Below are 16,495 nucleotides of genomic sequence, written 5' to 3'. Positions count from 1 at the left end.
TGTCTTGAAATTAACCCGTTAAGTTATATTTTCAATTGCTTCTGCTTGGAACTGATGAGTATCATCAAGACTCCAGCTTCGCACTTGGGTGGCTTTGCCGTTTTGGACGGAAACTATTATATACGAGTATCCTTGCCAAGCGTACAAGCGATCGCATTCTGAAGGTATGGCAGGGTGATCTGGGTGGGAGTGAAAAATGCCGATAATATTCAAGGAGCGATCGCGTGCTTGTTTTTGTGCTTGTAACATTACTTCAGGTGCGATCGCATACTGCCGTTTTTTACTTTCTACTGTGCGTTCGCTTGAAAATTCAGCACCTGCCTCTGTATTCCAAGCATTTTCTGTGGGCATTACTTCTACTGTCGTTTTGCCCTCACTAGCCAGATAACCCAAGATTATACCACAGCATTCTTCTGGGTAGATGTTTTCCGCATGGCTGCGAATCGTTTCTAAGTGTTCTATGCTCAATCGGATCATGTCTGCGTTTGTAATTTTGCAATCTCTAGGGATTCTCGTTTCGATACAATACTTCACCACCTACTAAAAATATTACATTTTTATTAAAAAATAGACATTCCATTAAATATTTCGGTATTTACTTATTATAGGGTTATTTAAATGTTTTCTATTTTCAGGCTAGATGTTTAGGCGATCGATTGCACAATGAGGGCATGAAAGTATTCGTTTTCCAGTCCGCAGCTCCTATTTTGAAAACATTAAGACTTATGCATTGACAAACCAATTAATAGGTTGTGGGTTGAGGGCATTCCAGATTGATTTTTAACTGTTTTTCAGCGATACCTACGCTAACTACTTCCCTGAGCTAGTGATGAAGCATGGTTGAAATCAAACCAAAACTAATTGTTTTGCCACTGAATCCCAACTATGAGAAATTTGTACAGTGCTTAAGGCTTAGATAGTTCGAGATAGTTCGATAAATACTACTTGCAATTTGCTCAGAGCCAATCTTGTGCAAAATTAAATCTGTCGAAAGCGTTAACTTTTAGTAAACTCTTTGGGCTTTCAAATTATTATTAACCCGATTATTTGCAACTGAAATTATACAGGTTCGATTGAATACTTAATAATTAAAGCTGACGCAAAGAAAAGTCTTTAGCAAGATCCTACAGGGTTTCGCAAATACTGTTGGGGAGCGCCAAATGCGAAGAGAACTTTCGAGAAGGACAAATGCGGATAACTTTGAATTATAGGTAATTTTCCGAACTTGATATTACTCGAAAAATCCTTTTAGGAAGGTAAAAGTTATGGCGAATATCAATGGAACTAATGGTGATGATACTCTTAATGGCAGCAGCTTAGCGGATACAATTAACGGTCAATTAGGCAACGATACCATTACATCCAAAGAGGGAAACGACACCTTGACTGGTGGAGGTGGCAAAGATACATTTGTTTACAAAGATATATTTTTTTATAATTTGAACGACGACACTGATTTAATCACCGATTTTGGTGGTGTTGGTAAAGGAACAAGCCCAACAGCAGCGGCTGTTGCCGAAGTTGATACCCTAATATTTCAAAACTATGGCTTGACAGCACGAAATCTATTACTCACCCAGAATGGCAGTAATCTGGAAATTACCTTTGAAAGAGTAGATAAAGTCAAAGTCATCCTGCAAAACTTTGCCTTAGAAAACCTGGATAATCTCAGTAAATCGACTGGAGCCACTGTAGACTTAGGCAATATCGTGTTTTATGGAGAAACTAGCACTACTGACAGCTTTGATGTTTTCGATGCCAACTCCAACCAAAGCACTATTTTCAACAAGAATACAGTTACTTTCCTTAACGACCTGAACAATAATGTTAAAGGCTTTGATAACTCAGATGATGTCATCAATGGTCAGGGAGGTAATGACAAAATTCGTGGGTTAAGTGGCAACGACCTTTTGAGAGGTGGAACAGGCAACGATACTCTCATTGGTGGTGCGGGGAATGATACTCTCGTTGGTGGCGCAGGTAATAACTTGCTCAATGGTGACAGTGACAATGATTTGCTTTCTATCTATACCTACTACGAATTCTATAGCGACCCTATATACAACAAGCCTCGCTCAGATGGTAATAATACCCTCAACGGTGGCGCTGGTCATGATACCTTGAGTGCTAGCCGTTCAACAGGCAAGAACTTGCTTGATGGTGGCGATGGTAGTGATTTTTTAGACATCTCTGCTTACTACGAGTATGAAACACATAGCGACTATAGCGCTTTAGGCAATAACACCCTTATAGGAGGTGCTGGTTTTGATACCTTGAATGCTAACTATTCATCAGGCGATAACCTACTCAGCGGTGGTGCTGACGATGATAAGTTGAGTGCTAGTGGTTCAAAAGGCAATAATCTACTTTCTGGGGGCGATGGCAATGATTATGTCTCCGTCTCTGGTGCCTACCAGCAGGAGGAAGACTCATACGGACGTGTTCCTACCTTTAATTTCGACTCTCGTTCCTTAGGCAATAACACCCTCAACGGTGGTAATGGCAATGATACCTTGAGTGCTAGCGGTTCAAAAGGCAATAACCTGCTCGATGGTAGCAATGGTAATGATTATCTAGATATCTCTGGCTCATATTTTTATAACTACAGCGACTTCGGAGATACATATTACAAAGTTGAAAACGACTCTCAATCTTTTGGCAATAACACCCTTAAGGGTGGTGCTGGTGACGATACCTTAAATGCTGATGGTTCAATAGGCAAGAACCTGCTGTTTGGAGGTGATGGCAATGATTATATCTCCGCCCTGGATGCCTCTGGTAATAACATCCTCAAAGGAGGTAATGGCAATGATACCCTTATCGGTGGCAGAGGCGATGATAGCCTCTATGGAGGAAGCGGTATCGATACCTTTGGTTTCAAGAGTTTCAATCAAGGAGTAGATACTATTTATGACTTTAATGCAGCTAATGAGGTGATTAGCATAGGTGTTGGCTACGATTTTGGTGGTAAAGGTGTACTCTCAGCTAGTCAGTTTACCGTCGGAGCATCTGCAACAACAATTGCTCAACGATTGATTTACAACTCTACGACAGGTGCATTGTTCTTTGACGAAGATGGCAGTGGGGGTACATATAGCCAAGTACAATTTGCACAACTATCTGCTGGGTTGTCACTAACCAATAATAATTTTGTGGTTGTTTAAGCTTAGGATTCCATGATTTAAAAACTTGGAAAATGCGAGGTGTTGAAAATAGCATCTCGCATTTGATTGCTTAATTTACAGTCAGATGGCATATTGCGTTTTTTAGTTTCTAATATCAAGTTGCCTGTAATTTTAGCACCTGCCTCGGTACTCCACACATTTTGTATTGTCTTCCCCTCACCAGCCAGATAACCCAAGATTGTATCGCAACATTGTCTGGGTGGGTGTTTTCAGCATGGGTGCGAATAGTTTGCAAATGTTATTGACTAAATTTAATCATGTCTGCTTTTGTAATTTTATCATCCTCTAGCGGTTTTCGCTTGGCTACGAGATATGCTACGTACTAGTTTTTTACACTAAACAATCCCACAAATACCTCAAAAAGGTTTCTCCACTATTCCCGACTCCCAATTACCTAAGTAAGTTGGCACAATCAAACCAAACTATACCAAGAAAAATCAACTCAGCTAAAACCCTTATTCTTATTACTTATTGTCGATTTATTATTACCTTATTCTAACGATAATTATTCCCGCCGCCTTACATGTTTTCACAACAGCGATCGCCAATTTAATATGTATTTTTACTCATTGCTTCGGTCATCTGTTTGCCCAGATGAGTATGAAGAATACACAAAGATAAGTAAATCTTGATTTCAATTAACAACGCTCATTGTCCCATAAGGAATCCAGGCTTCCCCAGAATTATCTGTTTAGCAAAATTGACGAAATCTCAACGCTTGAACACCTAATTCCCCTAAAACATCAGTACTTAACATATACTTTTTTCAAGGAATAATATGAAGAGTATGCAAAGATCTGCTTCTAGGCATAGACATCTAAGTAAATATTCAGTATTTAGTTAGTATGGTGTTACTTAGATGTTTCCTATTCTGCTAGTTAAACGACCACAAGTAATACCTTGTAATACTTTGTAGGTAAGGCAAAAAATTTCTTTGCTTATTACTTTTGACTTGTAGACTGTCTCCTATTTTCAACCTAGAAGTTAGTACGAGCGATCGCACAACTTTGGTATGAAAATATTTTTTACTCAATCATAAGTCTCCAGACCCCAGTCTTTATTTTCAAGACAGTCATTCATCGAAAAACTCACAATCAACAATGAAAAGGTTTCCTCTCTTACTCACTTATTCAAGATACGTTTATGTATAATAAATTACTTAACAATACATGAAGTATTCCCTTCCTAGTCTCTATTTTCAAGAGATTCAATCACGGCAAAATCCCACAACTAATAATGAAAAAGCTTTCCTAGCTTAGTGTCTGCCTCGTTTTTGCAGGTAGATTTAACTAACTAGTACCATTGAGAGTTTTAGCAGCAAACCATAAATTATGAAAAGTTATGTGTTTACAACAGCATTTTAGTTGCAGTATATTTACATAAGAAAGGCAGGATGTAAAATCATGTGAAGAATGTGCAAAGATATTTGTTGAAATATAGACAGCTAAGTAAATATTCAGTATTTAATTAGTATGATCGTATTTATATGTTCCCTATTCTGAAGTTAAAGACTCTGGGGCGATCGCCCACAAGGAAAGCATAAAGATTTGTTTCTTTATTCCCTGTAAACTGTTTGCTATTTTCAAACTAGTAGGGCTAGACCTTTCAAAATAGCTAAAAAGTTTGCTGTTTGCTCAAAAACTTCCTTTTTAACCTCTTCACCGCTGAAACAACTATGCCTTTGGCTAGACATTGATGGCTGTGACAACACCAACGGCTAAGAAAACCTTCGCGGTTAGAGAGTGAAAAAAAGAGATTCACTCGTATTGAAAGGGTTGAACTTAGATAGTTCCAAGTAGTTTGCATTAGACCTAGTTGCACGCAGGTCAACAATGCGAGTATTGGGAAAATTGCTAACCCCAAAAACTGATAGTAAAGTATGCCGAAACATTTGATTTTCGGTGAATTATTGATGTCTCCAAACAGCATCAAAATTGATAGCTCAAGTTAGGAAAAAACTTAATTTAGACAGGAAAAACTTATGACGAATTTTATTGGAACTAATGGGAACGATACCCTACTGGGCGCCAACAGCGCGGACACAATTAACGGTAAAGCCGGCAATGACACCTTAACTGGTGGTGGTGGTAACGATATATTTGTTTATAAGTTTGGTGATGGCACTGATACAATCACTGATTTCGGTGGAGTGGGTAAAGGCACAAATCCTTCCGCAGCAGTCATTGGCGAAGTGGATACTATCAAATTTGAAGACTTCACTGCCAGAAATATGCTACTGACCCAGAATGGCGGCAATCTAGAAATCACCTTTGAAGGAGTAGATGATACAAAAGTCATCTTACAAAACTTCAAATTAGAAAACTTGGAGAACCTGAAAGCTTCTGGAACAAAACCAGCGATCGGTAATATTATCTTTTATAACCAAACTAATATCACGGACAGTTTTAATGTTCTCGATGCCAACTCGACTGAAACTAGCCTGGGTATCAAGAACACGGTCACTTTTCTTAATGACCTCGACAACAATATTACGGGTTTAGATAACTCAGATGATGTTGTCAATGGTCAAGGAGGCAATGATAAAATCGACGGCAAGAGTGGCAACGACCTTTTAAGGGGTGGTATCGGCAATGATACTCTCATTGGTGGTCTGGGCAATGATACTCTCATTGGTGGTGCAGGCAATAACACCCTCAAGGGTGATGCTGGTGACGATTACTTGAAAGCTGACTTTTTAACAGGCAATAATCTGTTGGATGGTGGCGATGACAATGATTCTCTCTTTGCGTCTGGAAACCAGTACCTAAATACTATTGCCTCAGGTAATAACACTCTTAAGGGTGGTGCTGGTGACGATTTATTGAATGCAGATATTTCAACAGGCAATAACTTCCTAGATGGAGGGAATGGTAATGATGAACTCTCCGCTCAAGGCGAGGAGTACTTCGACGAAAATAGAGATTTGCGTCTCTATTTTGCCTCAGGCAACAACACTCTCAAAGGCGGCGCTGGTAAGGATTTCTTGAAAGTTAACCTTTCAACAGGCGATAATCTACTTTTTGGGGGCGTTGGTGACGATTTCTTGAGTGCTAGAGATTCAAAAGGCGATAATCTACTCTCTGGGGAAGATGGCAATGATGCACTCGTCCTTTCTAGCTCATATATTGATGGGGTGTCTGGTAATAATACCCTCAAAGGTGGTGCTGGTGACGATGACATTGAAGTTACAAATTTAACAGGTAGTAATCTACTAGATGGTGGCGATGGCAATGACATCTTCATTTTAGATGAATTATCTACTGTCGTTTCCTCCTTAGTAACTCAAACGGTAGATGGAGGAACAGGTAACGACGATGTTTTGTACATCAATTTCTACTATGGCAGTTCTACTGAGGCAATCACATCTACTTTCAATGCCAGTACTAACACTGGCTCAATTATGGTCGGTAAAAATCAGATTAACTACAGTAATATCGAACGATTAGGTATTAGAGGTACATACGAGGACGACAACATTGTCGGGACTAATGGTAACGATACACTTTACGGTGGCAGTAATGGTAATGATACGATTATTGGTGGTAAAGGTAATGATTACTTGGATCTCGACGCTTCAACAGGTAATAACCTGCTCTCTGGAGGTGATGGCAATGATTCTCTCTTTGCCGATGGCTCCTTGGTATACTACCGTGAAGATTTCCTGTATGGCGATGCTATCTCTGGCAATAACACCCTTAACGGTGGTGTTGGTAACGATATCTTGAATGTTAACTTTTCAGATGGTGATAACCTGCTGTGTGGAGGTGATGGCAATGATTCTCTATTTGCCTCTGCTCAGTTCGACTACACCAGCAACGATAGATATGACTCCTCTGGTAATAACACTCTCAACGGTGGTGCTGGTGACGATTACTTGGATGTTAGCTATTCATCAGGTGATAATTTACTTAATGGTGGCGATGGCAATGATACTCTCACAGCCTCTAGCGCCACTGGTAAGAACACCATCAAAGGTGGTAGTGGCAATGATATCCTCACAGGCGGCAAGGGTAATGATAGCCTTTACGGAGGAAGTGGTACTGATACCTTCGTTTTCAATCATTTTAATCAAGGCATGGATACCATTTATGATTTCAATACCACTAATGAAGTGATTCAGATATCGGCTCTTGGCTTTGCTGGCGGTTTATCAACAGGTGTACTTTTAGCTAGTCAGTTTAGAATCGGAACATCTGCAAACACTAGCGCTCAACGATTTATTTATAATTCCACTACAGGTGCATTGTTCTTTGACAAAGATGGCAATGCAGGTGGGTCCGATCAAGTACAATTTGCACAACTATCTGGTGGGTTGTCGTTAACCAACAACAATTTTGTGGTTGTCGAAGGGTAATTAGCGTTCCATTATTGGACGGCAAGTAAGATCAATGCGGGGTGTCTACGCAATACGGTTCGGTTAACGTGTTTATTCCTCGAAGATCCCCCCAACCCCTTTAAAAAGGGGGGCTTATAACCCTCTTTTACCCCCTTTTTAAGGGGGTCGCCGTAGGCGGGGGGATCTTAACCGAACCGTATTGGGGTGTCTAGAATCGCACCTCGCATTGGATTCATCTGTGCGTTTGTAGTCATACAGGACTTACGCACAAAGGTTGTCTGTTAAGACTGGGTGTAAGGGTGTAGGGATTTTGGTCACCTACACCCTTATGTTTGATAAAAACTGGGGTCTAGTAGCTTAGAAACGATTTATAACTACATCAAAATTACTTGGTGGTGCTTTCAGCAGGTGTACCAATCATTTTTGCAGCATTTTCTTCGCTTTCAAGAATACCGAATTCAATCAACAACTCTTCTAATTCTTCCATTTCAATTGGTGTAGGAATTTGAAGATTCTGGTTGTTGATGATTTTGGTAGCCAATGTGCGGTATTCGTTAGACTGGTTGCTGTCAGGTGCATACTCGTTAACAGTCATCCGACGCAACTCAGCGTGTTGAACAATATTGTCACGAGGTACATAGTGAATCATTTGGGTGTTCAAGCGTTTTGCCAGAGTTTCGATTAGTTCGATTTCTCTGTCAACATTACGGCTGTTACAAATCAAACCACCCAAACGGACACCACCAGTGTGTGCATATTTCAAAATACCACGAGCGATGTTGTTTGCAGCGTACATCGCCATCATTTCACCTGATGTCACGATGTAGATTTCTTGTGCTTTGTTTTCACGGATAGGCATAGCAAAACCACCGCAAACAACGTCACCTAATACGTCGTAAGATACAAAGTCAACATCTTGGTAAGCTCCATTTTCTTCCAAGAAGTTGATGGCAGTGATAATACCGCGACCTGCACAACCTACACCAGGTTCGGGGCCACCAGATTCTACGCAACGCACACCACGAAAGCCGGTCAGCATGACTTCTTCAAGTTCGAGGTCTTCTACTGCGCCACGTTCAGCAGCCAAGTGCAAAACAGTGGTTTGAGCTTTACTGTGCAGCATCAAACGAGTGGAGTCAGCTTTAGGATCGCAACCTACAATCAGAATGCGTTGGCCCATTTCTGCCATAGCTGCTAGAGTGTTTTGAGAGGTAGTAGACTTACCAATACCGCCTTTACCGTAGAAAGCTATTTGTCTGATTTTAGTATCGATAGACATGGTTTGTGTTTTCCTAGAATAAATTGGTCGATCAAACTGAAGGGTTACCTGAGACTTAACCCTTGGTAGCGTTGGCACATAGGGTCTGCCAACAAACACACTGGGCAAAAATAGTAAAAGGTTGCATAGACGAGGATTTGATTTGTGTTTTAGGAATATTGCAAATATGGCTCTCAAGAGCTGGCGATCGCATATCTTTGCTAGGATTTGATATCGGGACAACCAAGGCATCGTATTGTAGGCTGTTGTAAATCACTCCATCGGTTGCTCAAGCCTTCAGAGTTTTTAAGTAGCAATTTCAACCTTTACAGAGTTTTTGCTCTGAACCCAACCAACCAAAATTGCAATTTACTCTTAATGGTCGCTACAACTTTCCTATGTTAGTTGTGCCATAATTGTCCAATTCGATATTCTAAAATAGCAAGCGATCGCTTCTTGGCATTTCTTCCACCTATTCCTAAAAAACTACTGAATCATATCGCTATTAATGCAGAAAAATAACTTCTTGATTGCAAGATAAATCTCTGCATTTACAACCTTTAAGACTATGGCTTAGGCAGTGTATTGGTGAATTTTGGCAATCTAGTTAAATTCCCTAATTTTGGGGAACTGTATCTACTATGCTGGAAGTTTTTATTTCCATAATAAGCAACTCCTAGAACCTAGTCAGAGCGATGCAAAATAGTTAATATCGCCTGTCCCAAGTTCAGTCACCATTATAATTTCTTTCGGATTGCCAATATGTACTCAGAGTCTTTCTCCCTCGAATCTAAGAGTAATTGGATCTGGCATTTTAAGTAGTATAGCCAAACATTACTGGCTATTACCTAAGCAAGCTATGACTGACTTCAAGCCCTTACTAAAGTGTTTATCTTGCTTATCTGGCTTTTGTTTATCGTTACTAAAAAGCATAACGATATTGAAGCGGACTTACCAGAGCAAAAAAACTTTATCGAGTTTACCTCAATATTGTCTTGAAGTCTTTTTGCATTCATGCTTTTTGATTCCTGTTTTTAGATTAGCACAGATTTATTAATTTATTTTTGCCAAATCAAATTATTTTTATATTTGTCATAATATTGTTTTTCGATTTTAGAGTTATTGCTCATATCTAACTTATTTATTTTTTATTAACATTATTTCAATATATAGGAATCAAATCGGATTGCTATAGTACAGTTTCATAAGACTTCTTGCAGAAGTCGGGGAAAGGTTTGGTATTTTCCTTTCCCCTTTAACATGTATCCCTTTTCCCACAAGAGTGCAAAAGTGTTTTTTGCAAGAGGTCTATAATAGTTCGCTGGAAATTAAGGTATATATAGAAAAATTATCCTTCTGTGTATAATCTGCGACTCCGACTTTAGAAAGATATTCTGTAGAGTAACTGGATCTCGTGTTAAGGTTGAAGATGAGAATAAAAATCGGACACAAATGTTGTTTTTAGTATTAACAGGCTTTTACTCTTTGTTATTGACAGGCTTGTCTCCGAAATTTAAATCTCTACACACTTTTAATTTTGGAAACAATTTATGTCACTGTATGTAGGTAACCTCTCATACGAAGTTACACAAGAGACCTTAAATACTGTTTTTGCAGAATATGGTTCTGTAAAGCAGGTTTCACTACCCACTGACCGTGAAACAGGTCGCTTGCGCGGTTTTGCTTTTGTAGAAATGAGTACAGATGCAGAAGAAAATGCTGCTATTGAGGCTCTTGATGGTGCTGAGTGGATGGGACGTAACTTGAAAGTGAACAAAGCTAGACCCAGAGAAGACAGAGGTTCGTTTGGTGGAAACCGAGGTAATTCTGGCTCTCGGAACCGATACTAAAGTTTGAACTCAGAAATTTCAACTCTAACGTCTTCAGGGCAGACAATGAGTCTGTCCTTTTTTCTCGGATTTACTGGATGGCTTACACTAACCAGTAATAATTAAGTAAGGATGGGGATATACAATGGCCCAAATAATAGTAGACGATAATGAAGGGATTGAATCAGCCTTGCGTCGTTTTAAGCGAAAAGTTTCCAAGGCAGGTATTTTTCCAGATATGAAGAAGAATCGTCATTTTGAAACGCCAGAGCAAAAACGTAAGCGTAAAGAAGTTGCTAGGCACAGACAAAGTAAGAGAAATTTCCGCAAATGAGTCTAAGTCTAAGCATTTGCACCACCTCTCTATTCTTATAGCTACTCCAGAAGCAGATTAAAAATTCCAACTTTAACGCGATAGTAGTTAAAAATCCCTCACATCGATAATGTGGGGGTAAAAATTTATGTTTGGAGTGCTGAACCAAAAAATTCTACAAATTCAACATTATTTTTATTGAATCATGTGATGTCATCTATTTATGGAAGCTAAAAAATACAAAATTGAATACAAGTTTCATTCAATTTGCATTGAAGAGGAATCATTAAGCAGAAAAGCTTATTACTATAAAATTTTTGGTGAATTATGCCATAATGGCGGATTCGCCAATTCGATTGCTGAGGCAGAGAAAGAAGCAAAAGGGAAGATTGACGAAAAATTTAATCTCATAGAAAGAAAATCTGCATTACACAGATATTGCGTGATGCGTGATTTTGAAAGCTTTGTTGAGTTGTTAACTCAACAAAACCAAATGCCGAAAGAGGTAGCTTATCAAGTAGCTTCTCAACTTGCTTTAGCTTCAACTTTAAAGTACTTTACCAAAGAAGTACAAAGTGTTGATATAAATGGCTCAGCAGATGGGAATGGAGCTGTAAGCACAGAAAACTTGCAGTAATAACCCGACATCTGGCACTTTTAATTCAAATCAATGAAGCGGTGGCTGTAGTAGCAAGGGTGCAACCCGATCGCCGACTTCAACTAAGTTAACTATCCGTGCCCTAAAATGATGAAGACGTGCTTGTTTTTGAAGTCAAAAATATCTAACAAAAAGGCTCAAGCAAAAATGCCTGAGCCGCTAATACATTCAAGTTAATTAATTGAACTAACAGGTTAGGTCAAATAGCTAAATTAGTGAAGCTTAGTAACGGTTGCGTCCACCGTAATTGCCACGATTACCACCACCAAATGAGCCTCCTCTATCTTCCTTGGGCTTAGCCTTATTTACTTTTAGGTCTCGTCCCATCCACTCGGCACCATCAAGAGCCTCAATGGCAGCATTTTCTTCTGCATCTGTACCCATTTCCACAAAACCAAAGCCGCGTACACGACCTGTTTCACGGTCAGTAGGTAACTGAACCCGCTTTACAGAACCATATTCTGCAAACACGGCATTTAGACTATCTTCGGTAACTTCGTAAGAAAGATTGCCTACATAAACTGACATAGATTGTCTCCGAAATTGTAAATGTGTAGAGATTTAGATTTCGGAGAAAACTTTGTAAATACCAAAAACAAAAAGCCTGTCAATACTAAAAACAAAAGCTGTTAACCGAATTAATTCTCATCTTCTATTATGGCATATAAATCTACGTTTTAGATAAACGATGGGAAAAAATAATATTACTTTACTAATTCGACTAAAGCCTCCCGGTGAAACCTGACTACGCATGAGACTAAGCAACCACGATAATGCCCAGTTGTGAATACTGAGAGCGTGACATTGGTCTGGCTTAGATCTAAAATTTGTTTCACCTTACAGATTTGCCGTTTGTTCTTGCAATATGCAAAGATGCTATCGCCTGCTTTGACATCCAACGCTTTTATTTTCAATTTCTACTCACTGATACAGTTATCGAACTAAACCATCATATTTATTGGAATTTTTTTCACCTTCTTTTGGTTTCGTATGTACCGACAATAAGAAGTGGAATACTGAGAGCGTAATATATACACTAAGAGGCTGAAACTACGTCTACGATGGTCTTATACTATTTCACAAAATACTTGATACAAATCATTAGTTTCTAATTCTCTCCCCCCTGCTAACTGCCAAGAACTGCCGTCTATTTGTATCAATTTTCCAGTGAAACGGTATTAGCTGTATTTTTTAGGCTATAACCCATCCATTCAGTACCTCTTAATCCATTAATTGCTGCTACTTCTTCGGTGTCTGTGTCCATTTCTACAATTGCAAATCCTCTGTTATCACCTGATTTTTGCTTTGTAGATACTAGTATTCTTTTAACAGACCCATACATTAAAAAGACTTGTCTAATATCCTCATCTTCAATTTCATCGGATAGATTACCAATATAAACTGACATAGAATATCTCCGAATTAACAGAATGTAGAGATTTAGATTTGGAGAGGTATCTCTATAGTCACTTAACCAAAAATATTTCTCAATAATTTAACAAAATTAACCTTCTTTCATTTTATACTACAAATTCTACTAATTTTTTTTCTTTATATATCTTTGTATTTCTTTATATTTTTCCTGATATTTGACCAAAGAAAAGCAGGAGGCATTCAAGCTTGATTGTTCAACCTTTTTCAGTGACTTCAATTGTAAATTAGCGATCGCACATAACTAAAGCAGTAGACGAAAATCAAAAATCCTATGAATGCGAGGTAGTACCATATCTCGCTCTATGTATTTTTATATACATTGTAATATGTAGTGAAATAATGTGAAGATTATGTCAAAATATTTTTTGAAATTATATAAATCTACGTAAATATTCTGTATTTAGTTAGTAGAATGTTATTTAGATGTTTCCTATTTTTCAGTTAGATAGCTAAGGGCAATGACGTACAACAATGGGATGCAAGTCCTGTTTGTCTATCCCCTGCTAAAGTTCACTATTTTTAAGTTAGGAATACTTACGCATTGACAAAAAACCGAATCTGAAGTGTGTATTAGACATTGAAGCCTTAACTTTTTGATGTTTTTTGAGAGATGCTAGGGTTTGATTGATTAAAAAAGCCTGAAACCATCATTATTACTCAATACACAGCCTCATAAATTTGTACAGTGTTTAAGGCTTAGATAGTCCAAAGTATTTGGATAACTTCTATCTGCAAACCATTCAAAATCTGAAACTTACCGAAAAATTGCTAACCCTCAAGGGTGAGATTCAAATTTATCGAAAGCATTAACTTTCGAGAGATTTTTGTGTGGCAAAACAGCACTAACAACCGAAAACTTCAATTAGTTCAAAAATCGAATCAGTAGGAAAAAATTATGGCAAATATCATTGGAACTATTGGTAACGATAGCCTAGTAGGCATCACCAGCGCTGATACGATTACAGGGAACAAAGGCAATGACACTTTAACTGGTGGCGGTGGCAAGGATAGATTTGTTTACAACTTAGGTGACGGCATTGATACTATCGCTGATTTTGGTGGAGTGGGTAAAGGCACAAATCCAACAGCAGGAGTAATTGCCGAAGTTGATACAATTAAATTTGTGGGTGCTGGATTGACTGCAAGAAATTTGTTACTTACGCAGAATGGCACAAATTTGGAAATCACCTTTGAAGGGGTGGCTGGTACAAAAATCGTCTTGAATAATTTCAAACTAGAAGACTTAGAGAACTTGAAAGCTTCTGGAAATACGCCAGCGATCGGTAATATTATCTTTGATGGACAAAGTAGCATTGTTGACAGTTTTAATGTTCTGGATGCCAACTCAACAGAAACAACCATCGGCATCAAGAACACAGTCACCTTTCTCAATGACCTTGCTAACAACATTACGGCTTTAGATAACTCAAATGATGTGGTAAATGGTCAGGGGGGTAATGACAAAATTGATGGTAAGAGTGGCGATGACTTACTGCGAGGTGGTGCAGGCAACGACACACTCATTGGTGGTGAGGGTAACGATATATTGCGCGGTGATGCAGGGAATGACTCGCTTACTGGGGGTAATGGAAATAACCTGCTTGATGGTGTCGATGGTAATGATATTCTCTCTGTTTCTGGCTACTACGAAGATGAGCAGTACGACTATCGCTTGTCTGGTAAAAACACCCTCAACGGTGGTGCCGGTGATGATAACTTAAGTGCTAGTGGTTCAACAGGCGATAACCTGCTCTCTGGAGGCAATGGCAATGATTCTCTCTCTATTTCTGGTTACTATACCTTTTTATATCTCAACGATACCTACGACTCTCGCTCACTAGGAAAAAACACCCTCAACGGTGGTGCTGGTGACGATAATTTGAGTGCTAGCGCTTCAACAGGTAATAACCTGCTGTCTGGAGACGATGGTAATGATACTCTCTCCATCTCTGGCTACTACGACGGAGATAACTACGAGGAATACAACTCTCGCTCTTCAGGGAATAACACCCTCAACGGTGGTGTTGGTGATGATACCTTGAGTGCTAGCGGTTCAGATGGCGATAATTTGCTCTTTGGAGGCGATGGAAATGATTCTCTCTCCATTTCTGGCTACTACAAGTACACTCCCTACGATAACCCATATGAACCCCGCGACTTATCCAACACATACGATTCTCGCTCCTCAGGGAAAAACACCCTCAACGGTGGCACAGGTAATGACACCTTAAATGCTGGCGGTTCAACAGGCGATAACCTCTTAGATGGTGGCGATAGTAATGATATCCTCATAGCTTCTAATGCCACTGGTAAAAACACCCTCAAAGGTGGAAATGGTAATGATACCCTTACAGGCGGCAAAGGTAATGATAGCCTAATTGGAGGAAGCGGTATTGATACCTTTGTTTTTAATAGTTTCAATCAAGGTGTTGACAAAATTTCTGATTTCAACACCACTAATGAAGTAATTCAAGTATCGGCTGCTGGCTTTGGTGGCGGTTTATCAGCAGGCGTACTTAAGACAAGCCAATTGAGAATCGGTGCATCTGCAACCACCAGCACTCAAAGATTTATTTACAACTCCACAACAGGTGGATTGTTCTTTGACCAAGATGGCAGTGCAGGTGCATTCGCTCAAGTACAATTTGCACAACTATCTACTGGCTTGCCATTAACTAACAACAATTTTGTGGTTGTTTAATCGTGATTAGATCTCTATTAATCTAAGCAGAGAAAATAGCAAACGCTCGGAATGCGAGCTGTCTTAAATAGCAACTCGCATTCGATTCATCAATACAATGATAAAATCTCTGTCTAAATAAAATACATGGTTATCCATTTGGATTATTCTTCTCATCCCGTAGGTGTAGTCTGCCGTCAGCATTGCTACAATCAATAAAATATTTATTGTTTTGTGATTCTTTCTTTCCTAGAAGCATCTGTCTTTTACTTCATGTAAAGAATTAGCTAGGAGAATATTAAGAGTATATAAAAAATAATCTCGCCAGATAATTATCAATAAATAAATTTTCAAATATGTAAAGATATTTTCTCATCAATCAATAACTCAGTAAATATCCTGTATATTAATGATGAACGCTTTCTTTCGATGTTTCGGAAGTTTGTTTTTTGATGCCCTGCAATTTGTTTCCTATTTTTCAGCTAGATACTCAAGGAGAAAAACCGATAACAAGGGCATAAATATCTGTTGTTATGCTTTCAGGCTAGTAAGACTTACGCATTGACAAAAAATCATAGATGAGGTTGGTTATTGAAATATTCAAACTTTATTTTTCGATACTTTTTGAGCAATATTGCAGTTGGATTAAGTTTGATGATTGCTGATAAAGATGATTGAGGAAAAGTTGAAATTAACCCTTTTACGGGATGCACACACTCATAAATTTGTACAGTGCCTAAGACTTAGATAGCTTCAAATATTTTACTTAATGCTGCCTGCAAATTATTCAAAATATAGAAAT

At 38.8% G+C, this 16,495-nt stretch carries 8 protein-coding genes and 2 pseudogenes; 6 read left to right on the top strand and 4 right to left on the bottom strand.

Annotated features, from left to right (window positions below; genetic code table 11):
* Window positions 1-18: 18 nt before the first annotated feature.
* On the bottom strand, window positions 19-477 hold the full coding sequence (locus H6H03_RS07295; RefSeq protein WP_190954478.1) for a Mov34/MPN/PAD-1 family protein: 459 nt from the start codon (window positions 475-477) through the stop codon (window positions 19-21).
* A 788-nt stretch (window positions 478-1,265) separates the two neighbouring features.
* Here H6H03_RS07295 and H6H03_RS07290 point away from each other — a divergent pair.
* Both H6H03_RS07290 and H6H03_RS41180 read left to right on the top strand, forming a co-directional pair.
* A pseudogene (locus tag H6H03_RS07290) lies at window positions 1,266-3,164 on the top strand (calcium-binding protein); the annotation flags it as partial.
* Window positions 3,165-5,166: 2,002 nt separating this feature from the next.
* Window positions 5,167-7,539, top strand: a pseudogene (locus H6H03_RS41180) (calcium-binding protein); the annotation flags it as partial.
* 367 nt (window positions 7,540-7,906) lie between these two features.
* Here the strand turns inward: H6H03_RS41180 and nifH are convergent.
* Window positions 7,907-8,800, bottom strand: a complete 894-nt coding sequence (nifH, locus tag H6H03_RS07280; RefSeq protein WP_190954475.1) for a nitrogenase iron protein — start codon at window positions 8,798-8,800, stop codon at window positions 7,907-7,909.
* Window positions 8,801-10,329: 1,529 nt separating this feature from the next.
* On the opposite strand from nifH, the gene H6H03_RS07275 reads away from it, so the two are divergent.
* The 3 genes from H6H03_RS07275 to H6H03_RS07265 all read left to right on the top strand — a co-directional run bounded on the left by H6H03_RS07275 (window position 10,330) and on the right by H6H03_RS07265 (window position 11,558).
* Complete coding sequence (locus H6H03_RS07275) at window positions 10,330-10,629, top strand: RNA recognition motif domain-containing protein (RefSeq protein WP_190954474.1); 300 nt, start codon at window positions 10,330-10,332, stop codon at window positions 10,627-10,629.
* Between the two features lie 124 nt (window positions 10,630-10,753).
* Window positions 10,754-10,942 (top strand): 30S ribosomal protein S21, encoded by a 189-nt coding sequence (rpsU, locus tag H6H03_RS07270; RefSeq protein ID WP_190954473.1) that lies wholly within the window; start codon window positions 10,754-10,756, stop codon window positions 10,940-10,942.
* Between the two features lie 202 nt (window positions 10,943-11,144).
* The gene (locus H6H03_RS07265; protein ID WP_190954472.1) at window positions 11,145-11,558 is read left to right on the top strand and encodes a hypothetical protein; all 414 of its coding nucleotides are present in this window, start codon (window positions 11,145-11,147) and stop codon (window positions 11,556-11,558) included.
* A 243-nt stretch (window positions 11,559-11,801) separates the two neighbouring features.
* On the opposite strand, the gene H6H03_RS07260 is transcribed toward H6H03_RS07265, so the two are convergent.
* On the bottom strand, window positions 11,802-12,107 hold the full coding sequence (locus tag H6H03_RS07260) for an RNA recognition motif domain-containing protein (protein WP_190954471.1): 306 nt from the start codon (window positions 12,105-12,107) through the stop codon (window positions 11,802-11,804).
* 628 nt (window positions 12,108-12,735) lie between these two features.
* Window positions 12,736-12,987, bottom strand: coding sequence for an RNA recognition motif domain-containing protein (locus tag H6H03_RS07255; RefSeq protein WP_190954470.1), 252 nt, complete (start codon window positions 12,985-12,987; stop codon window positions 12,736-12,738).
* A 921-nt stretch (window positions 12,988-13,908) separates the two neighbouring features.
* Between H6H03_RS07255 and H6H03_RS07250 the strand changes: the two genes are divergently transcribed.
* A complete protein-coding gene (locus H6H03_RS07250; RefSeq protein WP_190954469.1) occupies window positions 13,909-15,714 on the top strand; it encodes a calcium-binding protein in 1,806 nt (601 codons plus the stop codon).
* Window positions 15,715-16,495: the final 781 nt, after the last annotated feature.

It is taken from the genome of Nostoc paludosum FACHB-159 (assembly GCF_014698835.1).
Classification (GTDB): Bacteria; Cyanobacteriota; Cyanobacteriia; order Cyanobacteriales; family Nostocaceae; genus Nostoc; species Nostoc paludosum.
The sequence above is the reverse complement of the archived record's forward strand: the minus strand, read 5'-3'. Positions and strand labels throughout refer to the sequence as shown.

What these genes read in the sequence shown, in the direction of transcription:
- H6H03_RS07260 (WP_190954471.1), bottom strand. Translation starts at nt 12,107, where the DNA reads ATGTCAGTTTATGTAGGCAATCTTTCTTACGAAGTTACCGAAGATAGT.
- H6H03_RS07275 (WP_190954474.1), top strand. Translation starts at nt 10,330, where the DNA reads ATGTCACTGTATGTAGGTAACCTCTCATACGAAGTTACACAAGAGACC.
- H6H03_RS07265 (WP_190954472.1), top strand. Translation starts at nt 11,145, where the DNA reads ATGGAAGCTAAAAAATACAAAATTGAATACAAGTTTCATTCAATTTGC.
- H6H03_RS07250 (WP_190954469.1), top strand. Translation starts at nt 13,909, where the DNA reads ATGGCAAATATCATTGGAACTATTGGTAACGATAGCCTAGTAGGCATC.
- nifH (WP_190954475.1), bottom strand. Translation starts at nt 8,800, where the DNA reads ATGTCTATCGATACTAAAATCAGACAAATAGCTTTCTACGGTAAAGGC.
- H6H03_RS07295 (WP_190954478.1), bottom strand. Translation starts at nt 477, where the DNA reads ATGATCCGATTGAGCATAGAACACTTAGAAACGATTCGCAGCCATGCG.
- H6H03_RS07255 (WP_190954470.1), bottom strand. Translation starts at nt 12,987, where the DNA reads ATGTCAGTTTATATTGGTAATCTATCCGATGAAATTGAAGATGAGGAT.
- rpsU (WP_190954473.1), top strand. Translation starts at nt 10,754, where the DNA reads ATGGCCCAAATAATAGTAGACGATAATGAAGGGATTGAATCAGCCTTG.